We start from the raw sequence: 20,778 nt of genomic DNA on the forward strand, positions 1-20,778 counted from the left end.
TCCTGACGCGACAGGAGGCAATGGTTTTGTTACCCAAGCGAGGCAACTATGGGGAGGGGATGTCAACTGGCGCACGGCTGCTGCTTATGATGCAACCATGGCTATTGTTGAGGCGTTAAAAGAGGGAAATAGCGATCGCTCCAGTATTCAAAACGCGTTATCCAATGGTAATTTTTCTGTTCAAGGGGCCGCAGAAGCGGTGAAATTTTTACCCTCCGGCGATCGCAATGGGGGTTCTATTTTAATTACCATTGTTCCCGGATCAAAAAGTCGTACCGGGTTTGATTTTGTGCCTTTAAAATAAATTAAATTATTATGAATTATGACTTAATATTTAAACCTCGAATCACCCAAATAATTGAAACCACTTCCCAAAAAGCGATTGCCTTAAATAAAACTCTTTTCAAAGCGATAAAATCAACTGTAAGGTGGGCAAAGGTTTTTAAGCTTTTGCAGTTAATGAAAAATTTATATATTTTGCCCACCCTACCAATCTTAGATTTTATAATGACTCATTTTCCAATAAAGACAAAACATTTTTAGGATTCAACTTATCTTTAAACCAGATAACTTTTGCGGTTGTATCATTAAAATCAACCCCGGCTTTATCTAAATTCAAGCGTTCAGAAATGGCTAAAATAATGTTATCATTATCAGCATTTTGCACTTGATAAAACTTTTTTCTTAAATATTCAGGTCGCCAATAACCGACAATTTCTAGTAAATAATCTCTCCCATCAGGATGCACTAATCTAAAATCAGGAATCATCACACTCCCAGGAATCGGAATTAAGTCAACTTCTCGTTCTAATTTCCACTCTGTTTTTAATTTATTCCAGCGTTTAACAAAAGATTCTTCTAACATACTATCATAGGTTTTTCCCCTAGAATAATGACTCACTAACCCACAATGATCGTCTAAATTAAAATAACTGTTTTTGATACCTCCTGTATAAGAATCTTTGGTTTGTAACTTACTTTTTAGACTCCATTTACTGACATGAAGTAATGCAGGAATCATTTTAGCTAAAGATAAACCGTAACGGGTACTCGCTTTAAATAAACTGGTTGGACCATCAATGGTAATCGTAAAACCGGTGTCTGCATCTCCTTCTATATAGGCCATTAATTGAAACAATTTTAAATAACGAAACAATAACTTATATTCGCCTGGATCATTTCTATGAGCATTAATGACAATATAATTAGAACGATAAAATACCCCTTGAATTTGGGATAAATTATAACGATGAATTAACGTTTCTGGTTCGGGGGGTTCAAAACTGGTTAATATTCTATTTTCTTGTAAATCAGCATATAACCCCCTTTCAATTTCACTGGGTAAGACTTCTCGTTGTAATTCTTCTGTTAATAAACTGGCGACTTTTTCGAGTAATTTCGGTCGATTTTGAGGAATAGGTAAAGATTCCGCAGCACAACTAAAAACTTTTTGTCTTAATTCTTTGGGTTCTAGGGGACTAACAATTTCAAAGGTCGAAAAATGATTTTTTAAGAGGTGTGCTAATCCTCGTTTTACCCGATAATTTGGGTTATCTCCTTCTAATTCTGCTAATTTTTCATTTAACTGTTTTTGCGTCTGATCCACACAGTTTAAAAAACAATTAATTTGTTCAGCCGCTAAATTAATCGTGCTATCATTTAAAGGTAAACGTTTAGGAACAATGGTATCTCCACTATAACGATACATTAATAAATCAGAAGGTAACATAATAGATTATATTTAATTAATTCCATAAAATTAACTTATCACTGATCACTGTTCACTGATCAACTATTGTGTTATTTTTGAATCCATTAATGCAAATTTTACATAAATACTTAATAAATTGTTATACAGTATAAATACTCTCTCCTTTCATCGCAATGGAAAACACTAAAACGACCATTTACCGACCTTTAGAATGTCGTCCCGATAGTTATCAAAGTTGGTATCAACAGGGAAATAGACTCAGAGAAGATCAACTTTACCCAGAAGCGTTAATGTGTTACGAAAAAGCCTTAGAATATTATCCAAATGATTATTGGGCTTGGTATAAAAAGGGTATGACATTAGAAGAGTTAGGCCGCTACGAAGAAGCTGTCGTCAGCTATGAAAATGCAGCTAACATCGAACCAAACAATTATTGGTCTTGGTATGATAAAGGCTGTATCCATCTAGAAGAGTTACAAGAGTACGAAAACGCCATTAACTGCTTCAAACAAGCGTTATCCATTTATTCTAACGATTACTGGGCGCAATATCGTATTGCAGAAGCCTATCGTTTAGGGGAAAATTATTCTGAGGCGATCGCAGCTTATGATCAAGCGTTAACCATCAGACCCAATGATTATTGGGCATGGTATCGTAGAGGAGACTGTTTACGCCATCAAGGGAACTTAGAAGAGGCGTTAGGGAACTATGAAAAAGCGTTATTGGTTAAACCCAATGATTATTGGGGATGGTATCAAAAAGGGAAGCTTTTACAACAATTAAACCGTTTTGATGAGGCTATTAATTGTTACCAAAAAGCCCTAGATGCCGAACCCAATGATGAATATGCTTGGTATCATCAGAGTCATTGTCATGCAGCTTTAAATAACGAGGATGAGGCGATAAACTGCTTATTAGAAGCCCTTGACATTGCCCCCAATATGATGCTAAAACTAGCTAAAAATAACGAGATTTTTAATAGTTATTGGCAAAGCGATCGCCTGAGTGAGTTCTTAGACGAATAAATTATTTATAATACTAATTCCCCTAGACATTTCTAGGGGATATTTTTCTCAGCGATCACTGAAGCCCTTTCTTCTTGAAGACAACGCACTTTTGTCGCCGCATAGTCAGACCAACCCCTTTGTAAGGCTTCTTCATAGTCTTTCATCATTAAACTCATTTGAGGCACAGGAACCTTATTCTGGGCGGCCATGGCTAATGTCAGTTTCAAATCTTTATGCAATAGCTTAACCGTAAAAGCAGGAGGTTGGCTGATATCGTCGCACCGTCGTGAAAACCAATAATGAGGGAGTCCGTGAATATCCCCAGCATTTTGACCAAATGCACCCATCCGTAAAACCTCCCAAATGGTTGACAGGTCAATACCCTGGGCTAAAGCTAAGGTAATACCCTCGCTAACCGCTTGTACCGCTACGGCATTAACAGCATTATGAATGAGTTTGCATTGAGTCGCCTGGCCGATGTCTCCGCAATAAATGAGATCATCGGCCATTAATTGCAGTATGGGTTCAACTTGCTGAAAGGTTTCTTCTGCCCCACTACACAATAAGGCCAGTCCCACTCCTTCTAAGGTTTCGCTTCCCACCGGACTATCGTTAAAAGGTGCGTCTAACATTCGCACCCCTTGCTGTTTTAAGACTTGAGCAACGGTTTTGACCACCTTTGGGTCATTGGTGGTGATGTCGATATAAATAGCGTGAGGTTGCAACCCTTGGCTGAGGTTTTTTTCCCCCTCCAGTACCGCCTCTATAACATCCGCCGGCGTGGGTAGGGCTGTAAACACGATATTACAACGTTGACCAATTTCGGCGCAACTGTGGGTGATCTGCGCCCCTACTTGCTGCAACTCAATCATCCTATCCGGGTTGATATCGTAAACATAGAGTGGATAACCATGAGTCAGCAAATTTCTCGCCTGTTTTCCGCCAATGTTGCCACAACCAATAAAACCGATGATAGGATGAACTGAGTTAGATTTCATATTTGAGAGAAGGTTTTGATTAATTATTCAGATAAATGACGATCCACTTTATCTAAGTCTTGGGTTAATTGTTGATATTCATCAGATTGAAAACCCACCACCGATCGCACCCCTTCTAAGGTTGACATAATGTTTCTTGGGTCCATAAACATCACTTTACTGCTGTCGCTACTACCAATTTTAACCCCCATATCGAGATAGTTTTGAGCTAATAGGAATTGTAAGGCTTCGCGAGCGTTGGGATCGGTTTTAATTTTTTCGGTTAAAATATCAATGGCCTTGGCGATCGCTTCGGCTTTTAAGATTTGTTGTTGACGTTCCGCCTCGGCTTGCAAAATTTCCGCTTTTTTCTGGGCTTCTGCTTCTAAAATTCTTGATTCTGCTTTACCTTGGGCGGAGTTAACGGCTGAATCTCTTTCCCCTTCGGAGGTTAAAATAGCAGCCCGTTTTCTTCGTTCTGCTGCCATCTGTAATTCCATAGAATCTTGCACCGCTTTTGAGGGCATAATATCCCTTAATTCGACTCGAGTTACTTTCACGCCCCAAGGATCGGTAGAGATGTCTAATTCTCGCAATAATATCTCGTTAATTTCGGTTCTGGCGGTGAAGGTTTGATCGAGTTCGAGTTTACCTATTTCTGAACGAATTTGCGTTAACACTAGGTTAACCATAGCTGATTGCAGGTTTTCCACTTTGTAATAGGCTTTCTCCATATCCATAATTCGCCAGTAAACTACCGCATCAACGGTGATCGAAACATTGTCTTTAGTAATACAAGATTGGGGTGGAATATCGATGACTTTTTCTCGTATGGTTTCTTTATAAACGACACGATCCACGAAAGGGACAACGAAGTTTAATCCTGGACTCAGTTTTTTGTTATAACTCCCTAATCTCTCGATTAAATACTCATTTTTCTCATTAACAATTTTTACACTTCCGAAAACCGTCGAACCGCCTAAAATTAGAATAACAAAAAAGAAAAATTGACCCATTTTAATCACTCCTTGATAATGATTATTTTAAGTTTAACAGACAAAACTTAACTACTCTAACGCACTGGGTAAAAATTCAGGTAAAACCACTAAAGTGTTGCCTTTTCTATCAACAATATAGACTTTTTGATGAGATGAGATTGATATTGTATGATCGGCACAAATGGCTTGCCAAGAATTACCTTCATATAAAACTCTTCCTATTTTACCTGGGGCAATTTCTGTTAAGGTTTCCCCTTCTGCTGCATCACCTACCCTTGAGTTTGATAATTTTTTCTTAGGAACAAAACGCCGTGATCCTACAATGGAAATGGTTGATAAACTTAACCACAATATGACTTGTATGGGAAACGAAGGGATGACTAAAGCGATCGCTGCTACGACAATCGCACTAATTCCCATCATAAAAGCGACAAAAGCAACAGGAAAAATTGCCTCAGAAAAACATAAAATAGCGCCGGCGATTAACCAAAGTAAGGCTGGACTTACCATAGGAATATAGCTAGAAGACATAACAAAATTGACATACTAAATTTTAGGTCTTTACCTAGATCATTGATAAAACTATCAACTTTTGCATCTTTTCTTATGATAACTCTCTTAACCAGAATAGGTTACACTAAAAGATGAAAATTCAACTTTCTTAAGGAAAATTTAAAATGATTGATTTAAGTCTATTATTTAACCTTGCCAACATTTACGCTTTGCCCTTTTGGTTGTTAATGGTAATTTTGCCTAAATGGGGAGTGACTCAGAAAATTATCTCTTCTTATCTTCCTTTTGTTCCTTTAGCTATCTTATATATCTATCTTTTTTCCGGTAGTCTTGATCCTGATTCTATTGAAGCCTTTTCTAACCCAACCTTACCAGTATTAGCTCAACTTTTTAGTCAAGAACCTGTTATGTTAACAGGGTGGATACATTTTATTGTTTTAGATTTATTTACGGGTAGATATGTTTATTTAGAAGGAAGAGAAAAAGGGATTTTTACGGTTCATTCTCTCATTTTATGTTTCTTAGCTGGTCCCATTGGGTTACTGTCTCATATTGTTACTTCTTGGATACAGTCAAAAGTATCTAATTCTGAAGAAATCGAAGCCAGCGCAACTTAAAACAAAGAAGCAATTATACTCTTTAGTCTTTCTAGGTGGGCAAAATCTATCACAATTTAAAAATCACTGAAATCATAATCCCTTTTGCCCACTCTACCTTATTTTTTTATTTTAAAATGATAGAAATTAATCCCATTATTATTCCTCAGAAAACAACCAAGTTACCCATTGAAATTTATCCAACAGTTCCGACACAATTTATAATTAACAATTACCCTAAATTATTACCGACATGGAAACAAGTCCCTAAAAGTGTATTGATTGTTTTATTATACGCTAAACTGTCCATAGAAAATATTAATCAAGATACTCAAGCAGAAAAAGAAAGACTCAAACAGGAATTCTTACAATTAGGAAATGACCTAAAATATATATTACAAAAAGAAAACTATTTTATAGAAATCATTGATCCTCAAGACGGTAAACCCATTAATTCTCATAATGCTACAATGAACTTTGATCTGATTGCTATTGTTAATCAAATCCTAGGCTTTAATTATTATCACACTCAACAAGGATGTAAAGTGTTAAATCATCCGACTCAAAAAACAGGAATTTATCCCAGTATTTTATTGTCGGATACTGACCCTATTAAGATTGATGATAGTCTCAAAAAAAGTATTTTACTGACATCTTACATCAGTACAAGAAAAGTTAATAATCATGAGAAGGTAATCAATTGTGAATAAGTCAGGGTAAAAATGAAATACTATTGCCTCTTGCCTACCCCCTGCCCCTTACCCCCCCCTGCCCCCTACCCCCCCTGCCCCCCTTATAAAGGGGGGTGTGGGGGGTGTGGGGAGTGTGGGGGATGTGGGGGGGTTAATCGAAGGTGCAAGATATGAGTTTTAAATAACCCCTGATTCTAAATAATTAATCGTTCCATTATTGGCATTAATTTCTACTTCAACGCCCATAGGAAAGGTTAAAATAGGTTCAATATGGCCAATTTGTGCGCCCATCCAGGCCGGTATTCCTAACGGTTTAATGTGGTCATTTAACACTTGTTCTAAGGTTAAAGAAGCATAACCCCCATTGGGTAAACAGTTAGTACATTCTCCAAAAATAAACCCAGATATCTTATCTAAAATTCCAGCTACTTTTAAATGAGTAATCATGCGATCAATACGATAAATATCTTCCCCGACATCTTCAATAAATAAAATATAATCTTTAAAATCTGGAACATAAGGAGAACCAATAATTGCCGATAAAACCGATAAATTACCCCCGATTATTTTACCTCTCGCTGTTCCTGGGGTAATAGTTTGAATGCGATTTTTAACTTGCATTAAACGGTCATTATCATCGGAATCTTGTTCATTTTTGAAGCTAATTTTTTCCTCAGTAAATAAAGCTTTTTGAAAAGAATTAACTTGTTGTGTCCGCCAAGAAGTCAAGCCATTCGGACCATGAAACGTAACTAAACCGGATTGTGTATAAATTGCTATTAATAAAGTGGTTAAATCACTAAACCCGATAATAATTTTCGGGTTATTTTTAATAAGATTATAATCTAAATAAGGCAAAATACGAGCGCATCCCCAACCCCCACGAATGGGCAAGATTAAATCAATATTAGGGTCAGCAAAAAAGCGATTAATATCATTTGCTCTATCTTCATCTTTTCCAGCTAAATAACCATATTGAGCTAAAAGATGGGGAGCTAAATAAGGGACTAATCCCAATGCTTTGACCGCATCTTGTACAATATTAATGTCTTTTGTGTTAAAAGTTGCCCCTGCCGGACTCACTAAACCCACCCCCGAACCCGCTTTAAGTTTTCGGGGTTTAATAAGAGAATTATTTTGGGCCGATGCTGTAGAATAAATAGAAGTTAAAAGGGTTAAACTTCCCAAAGATGCAGTTAAAAATTGACGACGATTAAAAAACATTTGAATAAAAATAATGACTGGCTGAAACAGTCAATGAATTTGAAAATAACTATAACATAAAATAGCACAAAGAGATTCCTCTTTATGCTAAAAGTTGCAAGAGTTTTCAAATGTTTAAAAAGTCAATTTAACTACGCACCAACCACAACACCCCCATTAGGATGAAGCACTTGCCCTGCCATATAAGACGCATCTTCTGAGGCTAAGAAAACGAAACTAGGGGCGATTTCTTTCGGTTGTCCAGGGCGTTGCATGGGAACTTGTTTACCGAAATTACTAACAGCTTCTCCTTCAAAAGCATCAGGAATAAACGGTGTCCAAATGGGTCCAGGAGCCACACCATTAACCCGAATTCCTTTTTCTAATAAAGGTTCGGCAATAGAACGAGTAAAGGCTAAAATTGCGCCTTTTGTTGTAGAATAACTCAACAATTTCGAGTTCCCTTTGTAAGCATTAATGGAGGTGGTATTAATAATAGAACTCCCTGGTTTTAAATGAGGCGTTGCCGCCTTAGTTAAATAAAACATAGAAAAGATATTAGTGGCGAAAGTATCCCCTAACTGAGCCGAGTCAATTTCCTCTAAACTGGGTTCTAAATACTGAACGGCAGCATTATTGACCAAAATATCTAACTTACCAAACTTATTTAATGTTTGTTGAATCGCTTCTTGACAAAACTTTTCGCTACGAATATCACCAGGAATCAAAAGACATTCACGCTCATATTCTTCTACGGCTTTTTTTGTCTCTTCAGCGTCTTCATGCTCATCTAAATAACAAATGGCAACATTAGCCCCTTCTTTAGCAAAATAGACCGCAACAGAGCGACCAATTCCACTATCACCACCGGTAATTAAAGCAACTTTATCCTGTAGTTTATCACTACCTTTATAATTAGGATCATCATACTCTGGCCTGGGGGTCATTTGGGATTCTAACGCAGGACTTCTATCCTGAGATTGAGCCGGAATTTGATCGGGAGTAACTGTCATAATTGTTAAATCCTTTATTATCAATTTATTTATGCTTATTTATCGGAAATATTGTCAGGTCTTTCCGTTGCTGCTTCGTTTTCTGGTGCTTCTTGAACTCGCATAGTTTCAGCATTATCAGGTGCGATTTCATGGGGGTTAATGCCATCTGTAACGGTATCTAAAGAACCCTCTGCGTTAGTATTTGGTTTCGGAGAAGTGCCTTTGTGACTTGCATGGCCAGTCATTGTATTTCCTCTACTTTTCGACGATTAATATTAACTTAACCCATTAAATTATTAAGCCTTATCCTTCTAAAGAGTGACGTTTAACTAATCAGAAGTAAGAAGTTAACAGTTAATATTAATGAATACCCGGAAGATTACTCATAGCAGAATAATCAGAGGAGTCTTTTTGTATTACGGCAAATGTGCCGGCTGATTCAAGAACAATCGCTTCTACATCTTGTAGAGAACCCATTTTATTTTGACGAATCACTGATAATAATTCATCTTGAGTCACTCGATGTTTTTTCATTGCTTTACGAAGAAATTGCCCCCGAAAATAAAGCAGGGATGGAGTCGCTGTGACCCAATAAGCAAACTTAGAAGAGCGTACCATTATCCAGGAAAAAATAGATTGTAGTGCGATTAAAACCAAAAAAGCCGTCAAACTTTCCGCTAAAGATACCCCTTTTGCTGTCATTAATCGCCCAAATGTAGAACCAATGGCAATGGTAATGACAAAATCAAAAGCGTGCATTCGCGTTAAGGTTCTTTGTCCTGAAACCCGCAATAAAATTAATAAACTAAGATAGGCTAATGTGCCAACAACAACAATGCGAATAATGGGATAAAAGCCACCAAAAAAAAAGATAATTTTGTCCATAATATTGAGTTAATTTAATATTTTCAAAGGATTATAAAAATGTTACTTGAATTACTTTGGCCAGCGAAAATGATTGCGTTGAACTAACCCTAACAATAACTTACGACGATGAGCTAACTGATCAACAGACTGTAAAAACTCCTCATCACTAACCACAGGAATTCCCGCTTTTCGTAGTAAACTTAGATCAGGAATAACAGGAGGATGAGCGGCCGGATAGATAGAGGCAGAAGCCAGGGTTTTCAGATAAGTTTGCACCGTGGCGCGGGCAGATTTTAACATTAACGGTGTGGGACGATAAGGCTTTTGAATCCCAAATCTGAGTAAAGTTAAGGCATCATCTAAAACAGCGATCGCAGGTGCGCTATCTTCTGCCAGAGAAGCACCATGATAGCGGTGTAAAATAGGATAGGCCAATTGTTGCTCAGCCAGTTGCCCCACTTGAGTTGATATAGACATCAAGAATAAATCCAGTCCGGCAAATTTTTCACCATCCCAACTATTAATCAGAAAGTCTTCTGAACTATTGGCTAATCCTGTAATTTGGCTGGCTAACGCTCGTTTCGTGGTCACTCCTCCAATAACGGATAAGACAAAACTGACCACTAAAGTAATCATAAACATACCGCTAAAAGTCGTAAAAGAGGCGGCCAACTCCCAGATATCCCCTTGAGGATAGGTGTCACCATTCCCCATCGTGGACATACTATAAGCGACAAAATAAATGCGGTCCATGAGATCGGAGGGAATTTTTTCGGGGGCGCGAGTGTAGAGTAAAGCAGTCTCATCAGCACTAAACATGATCACCCACCCTATCCATAACAACCCAACCCACACAAAAGCGATGAGGGTTTGAATTACTGGACCGGCAAGACTAAGCCAATAATTACGCTTTTTGGGAATTAGTGTTTTTATAATCCACCAAACCCCATTAGTCACTTGTTTGGTGACAGGTCCGGCCCCACCATCTACCCATAGGGCAGTCCATAAAGCATCAATAAGGGATAAGACAACTATAAATAATCCAAACAGGAAAACGAAGAAATTCACAATCACTTTAATAGTTTCATATCTGTTCATTTTGGACTAAAATTGCCCTGAGTACATCTAGCAAAAGTTTTGATTTTGTTTCGTCAAATTTCAGACCTCAGAAAGATGAAAAAATCAGTTAAGTATTTAAAACATTAAAACGTATTGATTTGTTGTTAAATATCCAGCAATTGTGGCTCAACCGTTTGATCCAACCAAATTCAATCTTGCTCTATTAAGTTTAGGGGGTTTACTCTACGCTTATGCTTTGCTGTCTCGCTTTTTCAAACAACAACTTTATTTATCGGCTCCGATGTTTGCCCTTGTTTTAGGGATATTGTACGGGCCGGTATTTAATCTCTTTAATCTTAACGCCTGGGGAACCCAAGAATTAATATTAGAAGAATTGTCTCGTCTGGCGATCGCTGTACAATTAATCTCAACGGCCCTTCATTTAGAATCAGCTTATCCGTTTAAACATTGGCGGAGTTTAGCCATTATTATCGGCCCGTTGATGTTGTCTATGTGGGCAATCAGTAGTTTATTAGTTTATAGTATTCTCAATCTAGAGCCTTGGGTAGCCATACTCATCGGTGCGGTGTTAACTCCGACGGACCCGGTTCTCGCTTCAACTATTGTCACAGGAAAATTTGCTGAAAAACATTTACCTGAGCGGGTTCGGCACTTATTGGCGGCTGAGTCGGGGTTAAATGATGGCTTAGCTTATCCCTTTGTCTTTTTACCTCTGTTAATTCTCATTCCTTCTTATTGTGATCCCATTGCTCACTGGTTTTCAGTGATTTGGTTGTGGGATGTGGGGGCGGCCATTATTTTTGGTTTAGTCTTGGGTTATTTCGCCGGCAAACTGCTTAAGTGGTCCCAGCGCAAAAAAATGATGGATAAACAGTCTTTTTGGTTTATATAGTTGCGGTGTCTTTTGTGGCGTTAGGAGGGGTTAAATTAATCGGAAGTGATGGTATTTTAGCGGTTTTCATGGCAGGTGTGGGCTTTGATCTGGTAGTGAAAGGATCTGAGCGTTCCGAGGAAGAAAATGTACAAGATGCTCTTGATTTAATGACAACTACGACCATGTTTGCCCTGTTTGGTTTGGCTTTACCTTGGCAAGATTGGTTATCTTTAGGTTGGCAAGGATTATTGTTGGTCATCGCCATTTTATTATTGCGTCGTCTTCCTGTGTTTTTATTACTAAATCGTTTTATTCCCCATACTAAAGGATACCTGGATGCTTTATTTATGGGGTGGTTTGGGCCCATTGGTGTGGCGGCCATTTTCTATGCTAATTTAGCGGCCCACAAAACGGGATTACAGGAAGTTTGGTCGGTGGTAAGTCTCGTGGTTTTAGGATCGGTGATAATTCATGGTATTAGTGCCGTTCCTTTGTCAATTTTTTATCAAGAAAATACTAAGTGAGCGGACAAATTCAAACTTACCTATGCTCATATCTTGCAGCTTCGCTTAAACTAGCTAGTTTAGGAGGCAAGAGGCAAGAGGCAAGAGGCAAAAGTATTTCATTTTGATGCTAACTTATTCAAAATTGACTACTTTTTTATAATTGTTTAGTTCTTATGTACTGGTGCAAGATGTCAGTATGAAGAAAGGGAACAGGGAACTCCGAAACAGGAGGTAAAAGTTTATTTATTGGCCTTATTTCTTAGCTGATAGACGGTAGGGTGGGCAAGTCAAAGACTTGTATCAACTAACTTCATCCTTGAAAACCTTGCCCACCCTACACAGTTCGTTGTTATTATTTCTTTAGGAACAGTCTCTAAATTATCTATTTTTCAACATCTCAATAATTTTTGTATTAGCTTTTGGGAAAGGAAACTGCTCAATTTCTTCTAAACTTACCCAACGAATTTCTTCACATTCAATCGGTTTGGGTTCCCCTGTTAAATAGCGACAAATATGCACATATAACGTCACTTTAAAATGGGTATAAGCATGATCCAAATTAACTAAATTTTCCCCGACTTCGATCTCAATATCAATCTCTTCTTTAATCTCTCGTTTGATACAATCTTCTACGGTTTCATCTTGTTCTATTTTTCCCCCTGGAAACTCCCATAAACCCCCTAATAATCCCTTATCCGGACGGCGATCGATTAAAATTAAACCAGCGTCATTATAAATAACAGCTACACCAATTTTTTTATGGGGAAGGGGTTTTTTTGTTTCAGTCATGGGAAGTTGATTTTGTTGACCTTGTTGATAAGCTAAACAGTGAGATGTCCAGGGACAGAGTAAACATCTAGGCTTAGTTTTAACACATATTTCGGCCCCTAAATCCATCAATGCTTGATTAAAGTCTCTGGGGTTCTCAGGATCTAAAATAGTATCCGATAGTTGCCATAAAGATTCTAGCCCTTTTTTGGGCGGAACGGGCAAGGCCATCAAACGGGATAACACGCGCTTGACATTCCCGTCTAAAATAGAAACGGGTTGATTAAAGGCTGCGCTGAGAATACCCCCGGCGGTGGTGCGGCCAATACCCGGTAAGTTAATCACTTCGGAAAGTTGTTGGGGAAATACCCCATGATACTCCTTGAAAAGGATTTGAGCCGCTTTGTGGAGGTTTCTGGCTCTTGTATAATAGCCTAACCCTTCCCATGCCTTTAGGACCCCTTGTAACTCTGCTGTCGCTAAACTTTCGAGGGTAGGAAAGGTGTCTAACCAACGTTGATAATAGGGAAGAACGGTTTTTACCTGGGTTTGTTGTAACATAATCTCAGACACCCAGATTAAATAAGGATCTCTGGTATTTCGCCAGGGTAACTGTCGTCCTTGTTGTTGATACCAACTTAACAGAGATTGTCTGAGATCAGCTAAATTAAAAACTGGCAACGTCATTTCTTTAGCTACCAGTTTGCTTTTATTTTTCAAAATCGTTTCTATTAAGCTAACGATGTAACCATTTAGATGCTACCGCACCTAAGGCCGCACCCACTAAAGGGTTACTCAAGAATTTAATTAATGCAGGTTGATCGGCCATAACATCTTGGAAGATATCGGGATGGGAATGATAGGCAAAGCTGGCTAACTTACTAACATCATCAGCATTCATGCGACTAGCATGGTGAGTCGACAAACCTAATTGTTTTTCTAAGTCTTTTTCGCTTAATCCTCTTTTTTTGAGTTGTTTAAAAAACTCTCTGGCGACATCATCTCGTTCTTTTGGTTTAATTTGAGCGATCGCTTTTTGTAGTTCGGGTTCCATTTGTTGGGGAGAAACCTTATCATGATCAAAGGCACGACGAAAAAGACCATGTCTTTCTTCTCGACTCGAACGATTGGCAAAATCGTCAAAATTATCATAATTTTCTTCGATAGATGAACCGTCGAGAGATTCAACATTGCCACCGGCAAGGTCGCTCATTATTTGTCTTTTGTATCTATTACTACTAGACATATTTAGTCTTGACTCCTGTGTTAATTTAATATTGATTGAATCTAGGCTTGATACTCTATCTGGTTAGACTGAACATCATATTTACTGGTCAAAATTCTTTGTTTATCTGGGGCATATATCAAGATGGTTAAATCCTGATTGGGAAAGTTTTTATGAAAACCCATGGTTAAGGATTTAGCTAAGGTTTTGACTTCTGTGGGTTTGACTTGTTCGGAAATAACGACCCCTAGCTTGTTATTATCCCGTACGTAAGCATCTTTAATTAATCCTTGGCTGGTATTAACCACCCAATCACCAAATTTTTGACCCGCCATACTATTTCCCCTTTCTAATTGGGTGTAGGCTTCAGTTCGATCTAAAGTAGAACTAGAAATGTTTGTCGGGGTATTTGATGAACAAGCAGTAGTCGTTACTATCATCAAAAGTAATAAAGTGGTGGCGATAAAGCGACGAATCTGAATAAAATTAATTGCCATAAAATGCTCCTATATAATGTTATAAGTAACTATAATTTACGTTACAGTTTTAGTCGTCAACTCCCAAAAAATGTATTTATCAACTTTCTACAAGATAACTAAAAAATTATCAAACCTTCCTCCATCCGAAGAAATAAACTTATTAAAAATTGCCATTTATCCTTGATTCATTTATCTATCCCCAGGAAGATAATTTAGGATCAATACTCGATTAACTTAATAAAAAGTAATAACAATTTTTTTCTGTAAACTGGTCAAAAATTCAGGATTGATATTTAATTGAGTGAGATGATTCCTTGAAAAAATAAATTCAACCGCTTGAAAAACTGCGCTAAATTGAGTTAACTTTTTAAAAAAGGTAATAATGAATACTTATATTCTCAGCTTGTTAGTGATTGGATTGCTGTTGCTGGGAGTTACTTTAGGTTCAGGATGGATTAAACGTCTTCCCCTCTCTTATGCTTTGATTTACTTTGTATTTGGGATTTTACTGGGAGATTATGGGTTAGGATTAATCACAATTAAACCAGATACAGAATTTTTGGAAAGATTAACCGAGTTTGTGGTGATCGTGTCTGTATTTGGTTGTGGGCTAAAAATTAATCGTCCCCTCAAGCTTTGGGCCTGGCAATCTAGCATTCGATTGATTGGGTTATTAATGCCTCTATCTATTTTAGCCTTAGCTGCGATCGCTCATTATGGTTTGGGCATGAGTTGGGGGGCCGGGGCTTTACTGGCAGCCATTCTCTCTCCGACTGATCCGGTCTTAGCTTCAGAGGTACAGTTAGACAATATTGACGATGAAGATGAGTTGCGCTTTGCCTTGACTTGTGAAGGGGGTTTAAACGACTCTCTGGCTTTTCCTTTTGTCTATTTTGGTATCTATGCTGTTGGTGATCCGAATTGGGAAAACTGGTTTAAAAAATGGGTAGCCGTTGATTTGATTTGGGCGATCGCAGCAGGGATCGTTATGGGTATCATTGTCGCCAAGGCTGTGGTTTGGATTGATCGCACTTTACAAAAACGCCGTCCGGTTGATGATTTGATGGAGGATTTTGTCGCCTTAAGTATTATCTTATTAACGTATTCTCTGACTGAATTGGTTAATGGTTACGGATTTTTGGCGGTGTTTGTTTCAGGTTTGGTCGTGCAGCGGAGTTACTATGGCCAACCGAACAAAAGATTAGCCCAGTTAGAATTTATCGGACAGATTGAAAAATTATTGGAAGTAACCACGATCATAATTTTAGGCACACTGTTGTTATATCAGCCAATCTTTAATTATGCGGGACAGTCTTTATTGATTGCCGGATTATTATTTTTGCTCATTCGTCCCTTGGGTGTATGCTTAGCTATGTTAGGGGCAAATCTTCCGGGAAAAACTTCAAGTTTAATGGGGTGGTTTGGCATTAGAGGCTTGGGTTCGGTTTACTATTTAACTTATGCGTTGAATCAAGGGGTAACCGGAAAAATTGCCAGACAAATTACCTGGATTACTTATTCAGTGGTTGTATTGTCCATTATTATTCATGGTATTAGTGCTTCTCCCTTGATGAATTGGTACGAGAAAAGAAAAAGTAACTCGTCTTTATCCAAATAAAGAGGCAGGAGGGAAGTTTTTCCTTCTCCCTCCTGCTTTGCCCAAAGGACTGTATTAACTAAAGATATCTTGCTTTATTCTTCGTCTTCGGTACTGCTATTAATGGCTTGCAGCGATTTTTCAAAGTTCAGTCTTTGTTCTGCGTTGCGTAAAAAGTAACCACTCATCATGGCTGAGGCTAATAATTTTCCTAAATGATCTCGACTGGTACTAACGGTTACGCCGAAATGTTCAGAAGGAAGATTACCCAGTAAGCCAATAATATTCCGTTCCATGACTTGGAAAACTTCAGCCGAGTCAGGTTTAGACAGTTGAGAAATGGTTTCGGGACTCAGAGACTGAACGTATTTCCACAAGCTTTCCGATGTTTCATTTTCATGGTTAAAAAAGTTCTGGGAACGGTTTAATTCATTATTCACTGTTGGCCTCCTGTGGATGTTAGCTATTTATTTAGCTTTTAATGAAATTGATGCTATTTAATTCAGTTATCTTTCCTTTCTACTTTAACAAGTTTCTTAATAAAATTGAGGTCGGTAGAACCGAACCGTAAATTCCGATCCCCCGACCTCATGGTATTTTTGCCCTGATTAACTAGCTAAATATTCTTGAATATTCGCCTTCCGTTTTCTCAATTTTGATAGGGCTTCTCTTTCAATTTGTCTAACCCGTTCCCGACTAATATTAAGACGAGACCCAATTTTAGCTAGGGTTAAGGGTTGTCCGTCTAGGAGTCCAAAGCGCAAGGCAATGACTTCTTTTTGCTGAGAGGTTAAGTCTTCCATCAGTCTTTCTAAGTCAAACTGTAAAGAGGAATGGGTAGCAAAGTCCTCTGGAGACTGGCCGTCATCTTCGAGGAGATCCCCTAATTCGGTGTCTTGGTTATCCCCCACCCGTAAATCCAAAGAAAGGGGTTGACGGGCCCTTTCTAGATACTCTCTGACTTGTTTGGGGGTTAAGTCCAATTCGTCGGCTAATTCGGTGACGGTGGCAGCCCGGCCTTTTTGTTGGGATAGTTCCCGTTGGGCTTTTTTGATTTTATTGAGTTTTTCGGTGATATGAATGGGAAGGCGAATGGTTCGGCTTTTTTCTGCGATCGCTCTGGTAATGGCCTGACGTATCCACCAGTAAGCATAAGTCGAAAAACGATAGCCTTTGGTGGGGTCAAACTTTTCTACCCCTCGCTGCATCCCAATGGTTCCTTCTTGGATGAGATCCAATAGATCCAAGTTCCGTTTGAGGTACTTTTTCGCCACCGATACCACGAGGCGAAGGTTGGCTTCTACCATTTTTCGCTTGGCGGCTTCTCCTGATTCAACAATAGAACGGAATTCTTTTCTAGAGAGTTTAGCCGCCTTGGCCCATTGGCTTTCGGTGGGTTCTTGACCTGTTTCTTCTATCATCTCCTCTCGGAGTTTCTCTAAATTAACTAATCGTTGCACTCGCTTGGCATAAAGAATCTCTTCTTCATGGGTTAGCAAGGGAACACGACCAATTTCTTTGAGATAGGCCCTAACTGGATCAGGATTACTTTTAGTTAGCTTCATAAGAGATTTTTTATCGAGTAGTTCAGTGTCACAGAATGAAGAGTAAGCAATAGTGATATATAAAAGGGAAAGCTTATGGTAACAAAATTTTGACTATGATTGTCGTTTTATCAGGTTTTTTGTTAATAAGTCATGATTTTGACTGTGAAAATGGAGGCGATCCCTAAGGAGATCATTAGAAAATACATCTCTATCTAGGTATGAATCCCTAATTTTGGGGTTAGTTCCTTAATGATACTACATCATTTTGTTAACTTTTGTAAAGTTTATAACGGTTAGGTACTAGACTAGGAATATATGCCTATGGTTCCAGGGTAACGGAATTTTTCAGTTATCAGTTTTCAATTTTTAAGTGAAGTCTTCACATTATTTCTGTTGTTATTGATACAAAAAAATAAGATCATCTAATTGAGCGTAGTCGGGTAGAGTGGTGTCGATGAATTCACCATTTCTCATGACTCGGCGATCGCTTTGGGGACGGGCGAATAATTCACTAAAATAACGGGCTTTAAAAATAACTAAATCTGCGTTTCCTCCTATTTTTATTGTACCTAAATTTGGCAAATTCATTAACTGTGCCGGGATTTTATTAACAGTGGTTACCCAGTCATCATAAGGGGTATCTAAATGACAAATTCTGACGGATTCTTTTAACACTTCTAACCCATCATGATTACCGAACCCATAGAAAGGATCTCGACAATTATCACTGGCAAAAATCACAGGAATTCCTTGTTTTTTCAAGGCGTGAACATCCGTAACCCCTCGCCAGTTTGGGGTAGTTCCTGGTTGTCTATCTTGTAGATATAAATTACACAAAGGTAAACTAATGACATTGATATTAGCTTCTTTAACTAATTTTGTGGTTTCTTTGACTAATTCTTCAGATTGTTGGGCTAAACTACAACAATGACCACAGGTTATTTTGTTTTTAAATTGATGTTTAAGGGCGGTTTGAGCAATCTTTTTTAAACAAATTGAATCAGGATCTTTGGTTTCATCAGCATGAAAATCTAGGTCTAAGTTTCTCTCTTTAGCTAAAGTGAACACTCGATCTAATTGTTGATCAATTTCAGGGTTCATATAGGCAACTCCCCCTAAAACTTGTCCGTAGTTAGCCACTAAATCTCCTAATTTTTCTCCTTCTTCGGTCAAAAAGTAATCTAAGGAAACTAAAGAAACTGCTTGTAAAATTAGTTTATTTTGCCATTGATTTTTTAATTGTTGAAAGATATCAAAACTTATCTTTGCTTGTTCGCCAAAGGCATCTAAATGGGTTCTGATGGCTATGGTTCCTTGGGCATAACTACATTGTAATCCAAAGTCCATGCGTCGATAAATATCTTCTAGTTTCCAGTGGTTTTGAGTATCTTTTTTGACCTTGTTTAACGCTTCTTCAAAGGTTCCTGAGAGGTTAGGCGAGCGCTCGAAAATATGTCCTTTATCTAGGTGAGTATGACTATCAAGAAAACAGGGCAAAATAATGCCTTTTTTAACATCAATATAAGGAGATTCAGGAAGTTGAGAACTATGAGGAATAATATTAATAATTTTGTTTTCATTGATTTCTAAATCTACATGACATAATTGTTCTCTTGTTTGGGGTTCAATGGAAACATTTTCTAACAGACACAGAGGAATATGAGCATTTTTAAGATAGAAGCGATCGTTATCAGTTATCAGTGAACAGTTATCAGTCATCAGTCGTCAGTCATCAGTTTTATTAGTTATTATACATTTTAAGTGATTATGTTATTATTAAATATGTGACAGAGTTAACAAGTTCATTTCATTATAAATTTATTATGAAACTCAAAGTAAATGAAGAAGGAGTCTTAATTCCTAAAGCATTATTAGGAGATAGCCAAGAAGTTGAAATTATTCAGCAAAAGGAAACGATTATATTAAAAATAAGAAAACAATCAACCAATCACAACTTACAATCTAATTTAGAACCTAGAAAACCTGGTTATTGGAAAGGAAAAGTTAAAATATCTGATGATTTTGATATTCTGCCCGATGACATACAAAATAGTTTTATTAAAATTAACTAAACCCTAAAGTTACAGTACAATATCCTATATGAATGTGATCTATCCCTTACGGGGTTTAGAATTTGAATGGGATTCCAATAAAGCACAAATCAATCTTGAGAAACATGGAGTAACATTTGAAGAAGCCACCGAAGCATTTTTCGATCCCTTTTATCAAACAGGAGATGCGACAGTAAATAGTGAACAAAGAGAATTTATTCTCGGTTATTCCTTGGCTTATCGTGTCTTATTTGTTGTTTATATTGAACGAAACCAACGTACTCGAATTATTTCTGCACGTCCAGCTACTCGCACAGAGAAAAAACAATATGAACAAACCTAACGAAGAAATGACCTTTACTATTAAACCTCGTCCTTCAGAAAAGGTATCAATTTCTATTCCTAAAGATACGTTAGAATCTTTAAAAACAATTGCTCATAATCAGGATATGTCTCTAGAAGCTCTCTTAAAATTCTACATAGGAAAAGGTTTACGTCAAGACTTAGATGTAGGTTGGGTTGAGAAACGAAACCCAACAAAACCTTGATGTATTAAAAAAGTTACTACTATAGGAATAGAAAATTTCGTGTTTAGCATTTTTGATATCCTTATTTGTCCTTCCAAGGAATGAGAAATGACCAATCTCGTTAACCTTGAAACTACTATCTAATCAACCATTGCTACCCCCTCTAACTCCCCCTTTTGTGAGGGGGAGAACCCTTGCCTATTCCCTATTCCCTATTCCCTATTCCCTAGTGCGTAGCACTATAATCAAAAAAAATTCCCCCTAAACAATTTAAGAGGAAAGGGGGTTTTTGTATGAAACAACGAAGTATTACAATGAAACAGAACAGACAATATTGATGAAGTTTAGGGCTACTCAAGCATAGAGTAAAGCCATATGGGTCAGGAAAAACAATGGTTGTTTACTTTATCTTGTTTTTCTATTCTATGCTTTAGTAGATCCTTTTTTGTCTTTTTTGCCCAGTTTACGCTTGAACGCACCACCGAAGGCAACAGCAGCACCCGCACCTAACATGGTGATAGGTTCAGGAACGACCTCTAATGTCATAGAATAACTACCATCTTCG

At 37.8% G+C, this 20,778-nt stretch carries 25 protein-coding genes and 1 pseudogene; 10 read left to right on the top strand and 16 right to left on the bottom strand.

Annotation, left to right across the window (positions count from 1 at the left end; all coding sequences use genetic code 11):
* Nucleotides 1-304: pseudogene (locus C4E06_RS20510) on the top strand (ABC transporter substrate-binding protein); the annotation flags it as partial.
* Between the two features lie 198 nt (nt 305-502).
* On the opposite strand, the gene C4E06_RS20520 reads toward C4E06_RS20510, so the two are convergent.
* On the bottom strand, nt 503-1,729 hold the full coding sequence (locus tag C4E06_RS20520; RefSeq protein ID WP_107670285.1) for a DUF790 family protein: 1,227 nt from the start codon (nt 1,727-1,729) through the stop codon (nt 503-505).
* Nucleotides 1,730-1,884: 155 nt separating this feature from the next.
* Between C4E06_RS20520 and C4E06_RS20525 the strand changes: the two genes are divergently transcribed.
* Nucleotides 1,885-2,736, top strand: a complete 852-nt coding sequence (locus C4E06_RS20525) for a lipopolysaccharide assembly protein LapB (protein ID WP_107670293.1) — start codon at nt 1,885-1,887, stop codon at nt 2,734-2,736.
* Between the two features lie 32 nt (nt 2,737-2,768).
* Here C4E06_RS20525 and C4E06_RS20530 read toward each other — a convergent pair whose 3' ends face one another.
* The 3 genes from C4E06_RS20530 to C4E06_RS20540 are packed head-to-tail and all read right to left on the bottom strand — an operon-like array spanning nt 2,769 to nt 5,224.
* Nucleotides 2,769-3,716, bottom strand: coding sequence for an NAD(P)-dependent oxidoreductase (locus C4E06_RS20530; protein WP_107670295.1), 948 nt, complete (start codon nt 3,714-3,716; stop codon nt 2,769-2,771).
* 23 nt (nt 3,717-3,739) lie between these two features.
* The gene (locus C4E06_RS20535; protein ID WP_107670297.1) at nt 3,740-4,711 is read right to left on the bottom strand and encodes an SPFH domain-containing protein; all 972 of its coding nucleotides are present in this window, start codon (nt 4,709-4,711) and stop codon (nt 3,740-3,742) included.
* A 51-nt stretch (nt 4,712-4,762) separates the two neighbouring features.
* Nucleotides 4,763-5,224 carry an NfeD family protein gene (locus C4E06_RS20540; protein WP_107670299.1) on the bottom strand — a complete coding sequence of 154 codons (462 nt, stop codon included), beginning with the start codon at nt 5,222-5,224 and terminating at the stop codon, nt 4,763-4,765.
* Nucleotides 5,225-5,370: 146 nt separating this feature from the next.
* Between C4E06_RS20540 and C4E06_RS20545 the strand changes: the two genes are divergently transcribed.
* Nucleotides 5,371-5,823 carry an ABA4-like family protein gene (locus C4E06_RS20545; RefSeq protein ID WP_107670301.1) on the top strand — a complete coding sequence of 151 codons (453 nt, stop codon included), beginning with the start codon at nt 5,371-5,373 and terminating at the stop codon, nt 5,821-5,823.
* Nucleotides 5,824-5,939: 116 nt separating this feature from the next.
* Nucleotides 5,940-6,512 carry a methylmalonic aciduria and homocystinuria type D protein gene (locus C4E06_RS20550; protein WP_198648887.1) on the top strand — a complete coding sequence of 191 codons (573 nt, stop codon included), beginning with the start codon at nt 5,940-5,942 and terminating at the stop codon, nt 6,510-6,512.
* Between the two features lie 159 nt (nt 6,513-6,671).
* Here C4E06_RS20550 and C4E06_RS20555 read toward each other — a convergent pair whose 3' ends face one another.
* From C4E06_RS20555 to C4E06_RS20575, 5 genes are all read right to left on the bottom strand, one after another.
* Nucleotides 6,672-7,718, bottom strand: coding sequence for an LD-carboxypeptidase (locus C4E06_RS20555; protein ID WP_107670303.1), 1,047 nt, complete (start codon nt 7,716-7,718; stop codon nt 6,672-6,674).
* 131 nt (nt 7,719-7,849) lie between these two features.
* Nucleotides 7,850-8,710: an SDR family oxidoreductase gene (locus C4E06_RS20560; RefSeq protein ID WP_107670305.1), complete on the bottom strand. Its 861-nt coding sequence runs from the start codon at nt 8,708-8,710 to the stop codon at nt 7,850-7,852.
* A 35-nt stretch (nt 8,711-8,745) separates the two neighbouring features.
* The gene (locus tag C4E06_RS20565; protein ID WP_107670307.1) at nt 8,746-8,937 is read right to left on the bottom strand and encodes a hypothetical protein; all 192 of its coding nucleotides are present in this window, start codon (nt 8,935-8,937) and stop codon (nt 8,746-8,748) included.
* A 115-nt stretch (nt 8,938-9,052) separates the two neighbouring features.
* A complete protein-coding gene (locus C4E06_RS20570; RefSeq protein WP_107670309.1) occupies nt 9,053-9,577 on the bottom strand; it encodes a DUF421 domain-containing protein in 525 nt (174 codons plus the stop codon).
* 51 nt (nt 9,578-9,628) lie between these two features.
* A complete protein-coding gene (locus tag C4E06_RS20575) occupies nt 9,629-10,657 on the bottom strand; it encodes an ion channel (RefSeq protein ID WP_107670310.1) in 1,029 nt (342 codons plus the stop codon).
* A 142-nt stretch (nt 10,658-10,799) separates the two neighbouring features.
* On the opposite strand from C4E06_RS20575, the gene C4E06_RS29295 reads away from it, so the two are divergent.
* Both C4E06_RS29295 and C4E06_RS29300 read left to right on the top strand, forming a co-directional pair.
* A complete protein-coding gene (locus tag C4E06_RS29295; RefSeq protein ID WP_198648888.1) occupies nt 10,800-11,531 on the top strand; it encodes a cation:proton antiporter in 732 nt (243 codons plus the stop codon).
* Entirely contained in the window at nt 11,519-12,037 is a 519-nt protein-coding gene (locus tag C4E06_RS29300; RefSeq protein WP_198648889.1) for a cation:proton antiporter, read from the top strand. Before C4E06_RS29295 ends, C4E06_RS29300 begins: the two co-directional genes overlap by 13 nt.
* A 360-nt stretch (nt 12,038-12,397) precedes the next feature.
* On the opposite strand, the gene mutY is transcribed toward C4E06_RS29300, so the two are convergent.
* The 3 genes from mutY to C4E06_RS20595 are packed head-to-tail and all read right to left on the bottom strand — an operon-like array spanning nt 12,398 to nt 14,509.
* On the bottom strand, nt 12,398-13,474 hold the full coding sequence (gene mutY / locus C4E06_RS20585) for an A/G-specific adenine glycosylase (RefSeq protein ID WP_107670323.1): 1,077 nt from the start codon (nt 13,472-13,474) through the stop codon (nt 12,398-12,400).
* A gap of 49 nt (nt 13,475-13,523) precedes the next feature.
* Entirely contained in the window at nt 13,524-14,033 is a 510-nt protein-coding gene (locus C4E06_RS20590) for a hypothetical protein (RefSeq protein ID WP_107670312.1), read from the bottom strand.
* 41 nt (nt 14,034-14,074) lie between these two features.
* Nucleotides 14,075-14,509, bottom strand: coding sequence for a hypothetical protein (locus tag C4E06_RS20595; RefSeq protein ID WP_107670314.1), 435 nt, complete (start codon nt 14,507-14,509; stop codon nt 14,075-14,077).
* Nucleotides 14,510-14,873: 364 nt separating this feature from the next.
* On the opposite strand from C4E06_RS20595, the gene C4E06_RS20600 reads away from it, so the two are divergent.
* Nucleotides 14,874-16,109: a sodium:proton antiporter gene (locus C4E06_RS20600; RefSeq protein ID WP_107670316.1), complete on the top strand. Its 1,236-nt coding sequence runs from the start codon at nt 14,874-14,876 to the stop codon at nt 16,107-16,109.
* A gap of 74 nt (nt 16,110-16,183) precedes the next feature.
* On the opposite strand, the gene C4E06_RS20605 is transcribed toward C4E06_RS20600, so the two are convergent.
* From C4E06_RS20605 to C4E06_RS20615, 3 genes are all read right to left on the bottom strand, one after another.
* Entirely contained in the window at nt 16,184-16,528 is a 345-nt protein-coding gene (locus C4E06_RS20605; protein WP_107670318.1) for a DUF760 domain-containing protein, read from the bottom strand.
* A 168-nt stretch (nt 16,529-16,696) separates the two neighbouring features.
* Nucleotides 16,697-17,653 (bottom strand): RNA polymerase sigma factor, RpoD/SigA family, encoded by a 957-nt coding sequence (locus tag C4E06_RS20610; protein WP_107670319.1) that lies wholly within the window; start codon nt 17,651-17,653, stop codon nt 16,697-16,699.
* 378 nt (nt 17,654-18,031) lie between these two features.
* Nucleotides 18,032-19,354, bottom strand: coding sequence for a cytosine deaminase (locus tag C4E06_RS20615; protein ID WP_107670320.1), 1,323 nt, complete (start codon nt 19,352-19,354; stop codon nt 18,032-18,034).
* A 104-nt stretch (nt 19,355-19,458) separates the two neighbouring features.
* Between C4E06_RS20615 and C4E06_RS20620 the strand changes: the two genes are divergently transcribed.
* From C4E06_RS20620 to C4E06_RS20630, 3 genes are read left to right on the top strand one after another with little or no spacing between them, the layout of a single operon-like run.
* Nucleotides 19,459-19,707, top strand: coding sequence for a hypothetical protein (locus C4E06_RS20620; RefSeq protein WP_107670324.1), 249 nt, complete (start codon nt 19,459-19,461; stop codon nt 19,705-19,707).
* Nucleotides 19,708-19,735: 28 nt separating this feature from the next.
* The gene (locus C4E06_RS20625; RefSeq protein WP_107670321.1) at nt 19,736-20,029 is read left to right on the top strand and encodes a BrnT family toxin; all 294 of its coding nucleotides are present in this window, start codon (nt 19,736-19,738) and stop codon (nt 20,027-20,029) included.
* A complete protein-coding gene (locus C4E06_RS20630; protein ID WP_107670322.1) occupies nt 20,016-20,234 on the top strand; it encodes a hypothetical protein in 219 nt (72 codons plus the stop codon). Before C4E06_RS20625 ends, C4E06_RS20630 begins: the two co-directional genes overlap by 14 nt.
* A 402-nt stretch (nt 20,235-20,636) precedes the next feature.
* Here the strand turns inward: C4E06_RS20630 and C4E06_RS29695 are convergent, their stop codons facing one another.
* Nucleotides 20,637-20,759 carry a PEP-CTERM sorting domain-containing protein gene (locus C4E06_RS29695; RefSeq protein WP_198648890.1) on the bottom strand — a complete coding sequence of 41 codons (123 nt, stop codon included), beginning with the start codon at nt 20,757-20,759 and terminating at the stop codon, nt 20,637-20,639.
* Nucleotides 20,760-20,778 lie beyond the last annotated feature (19 nt).

This window comes from Cyanothece sp. BG0011 (assembly GCF_003013815.1).
Lineage (GTDB): Bacteria > Cyanobacteriota > Cyanobacteriia > Cyanobacteriales > Microcystaceae > Crocosphaera.

Coding starts and splice junctions, on each gene's coding strand:
- C4E06_RS20595 (WP_107670314.1), bottom strand. CDS start 14,509: ATGGCAATTAATTTTATTCAGATTCGTCGCTTTATCGCCACCACTTTA.
- C4E06_RS20525 (WP_107670293.1), top strand. CDS start 1,885: ATGGAAAACACTAAAACGACCATTTACCGACCTTTAGAATGTCGTCCC.
- C4E06_RS20535 (WP_107670297.1), bottom strand. CDS start 4,711: ATGGGTCAATTTTTCTTTTTTGTTATTCTAATTTTAGGCGGTTCGACG.
- C4E06_RS20610 (WP_107670319.1), bottom strand. CDS start 17,653: ATGAAGCTAACTAAAAGTAATCCTGATCCAGTTAGGGCCTATCTCAAA.
- C4E06_RS20545 (WP_107670301.1), top strand. CDS start 5,371: ATGATTGATTTAAGTCTATTATTTAACCTTGCCAACATTTACGCTTTG.
- C4E06_RS20555 (WP_107670303.1), bottom strand. CDS start 7,718: ATGTTTTTTAATCGTCGTCAATTTTTAACTGCATCTTTGGGAAGTTTA.
- C4E06_RS20625 (WP_107670321.1), top strand. CDS start 19,736: ATGAATGTGATCTATCCCTTACGGGGTTTAGAATTTGAATGGGATTCC.
- C4E06_RS20575 (WP_107670310.1), bottom strand. CDS start 10,657: ATGAACAGATATGAAACTATTAAAGTGATTGTGAATTTCTTCGTTTTC.
- C4E06_RS20565 (WP_107670307.1), bottom strand. CDS start 8,937: ATGACTGGCCATGCAAGTCACAAAGGCACTTCTCCGAAACCAAATACT.
- C4E06_RS20630 (WP_107670322.1), top strand. CDS start 20,016: ATGAACAAACCTAACGAAGAAATGACCTTTACTATTAAACCTCGTCCT.
- C4E06_RS20615 (WP_107670320.1), bottom strand. CDS start 19,354: ATGACTGATAACTGTTCACTGATAACTGATAACGATCGCTTCTATCTT.
- mutY (WP_107670323.1), bottom strand. CDS start 13,474: ATGACGTTGCCAGTTTTTAATTTAGCTGATCTCAGACAATCTCTGTTA.
- C4E06_RS20520 (WP_107670285.1), bottom strand. CDS start 1,729: ATGTTACCTTCTGATTTATTAATGTATCGTTATAGTGGAGATACCATT.
- C4E06_RS20590 (WP_107670312.1), bottom strand. CDS start 14,033: ATGTCTAGTAGTAATAGATACAAAAGACAAATAATGAGCGACCTTGCC.
- C4E06_RS20560 (WP_107670305.1), bottom strand. CDS start 8,710: ATGACAGTTACTCCCGATCAAATTCCGGCTCAATCTCAGGATAGAAGT.
- C4E06_RS20550 (WP_198648887.1), top strand. CDS start 5,940: ATGATAGAAATTAATCCCATTATTATTCCTCAGAAAACAACCAAGTTA.
- C4E06_RS20530 (WP_107670295.1), bottom strand. CDS start 3,716: ATGAAATCTAACTCAGTTCATCCTATCATCGGTTTTATTGGTTGTGGC.
- C4E06_RS20620 (WP_107670324.1), top strand. CDS start 19,459: ATGAAACTCAAAGTAAATGAAGAAGGAGTCTTAATTCCTAAAGCATTA.
- C4E06_RS20570 (WP_107670309.1), bottom strand. CDS start 9,577: ATGGACAAAATTATCTTTTTTTTTGGTGGCTTTTATCCCATTATTCGC.
- C4E06_RS20600 (WP_107670316.1), top strand. CDS start 14,874: ATGAATACTTATATTCTCAGCTTGTTAGTGATTGGATTGCTGTTGCTG.
- C4E06_RS29695 (WP_198648890.1), bottom strand. CDS start 20,759: ATGACATTAGAGGTCGTTCCTGAACCTATCACCATGTTAGGTGCGGGT.
- C4E06_RS20540 (WP_107670299.1), bottom strand. CDS start 5,224: ATGTCTTCTAGCTATATTCCTATGGTAAGTCCAGCCTTACTTTGGTTA.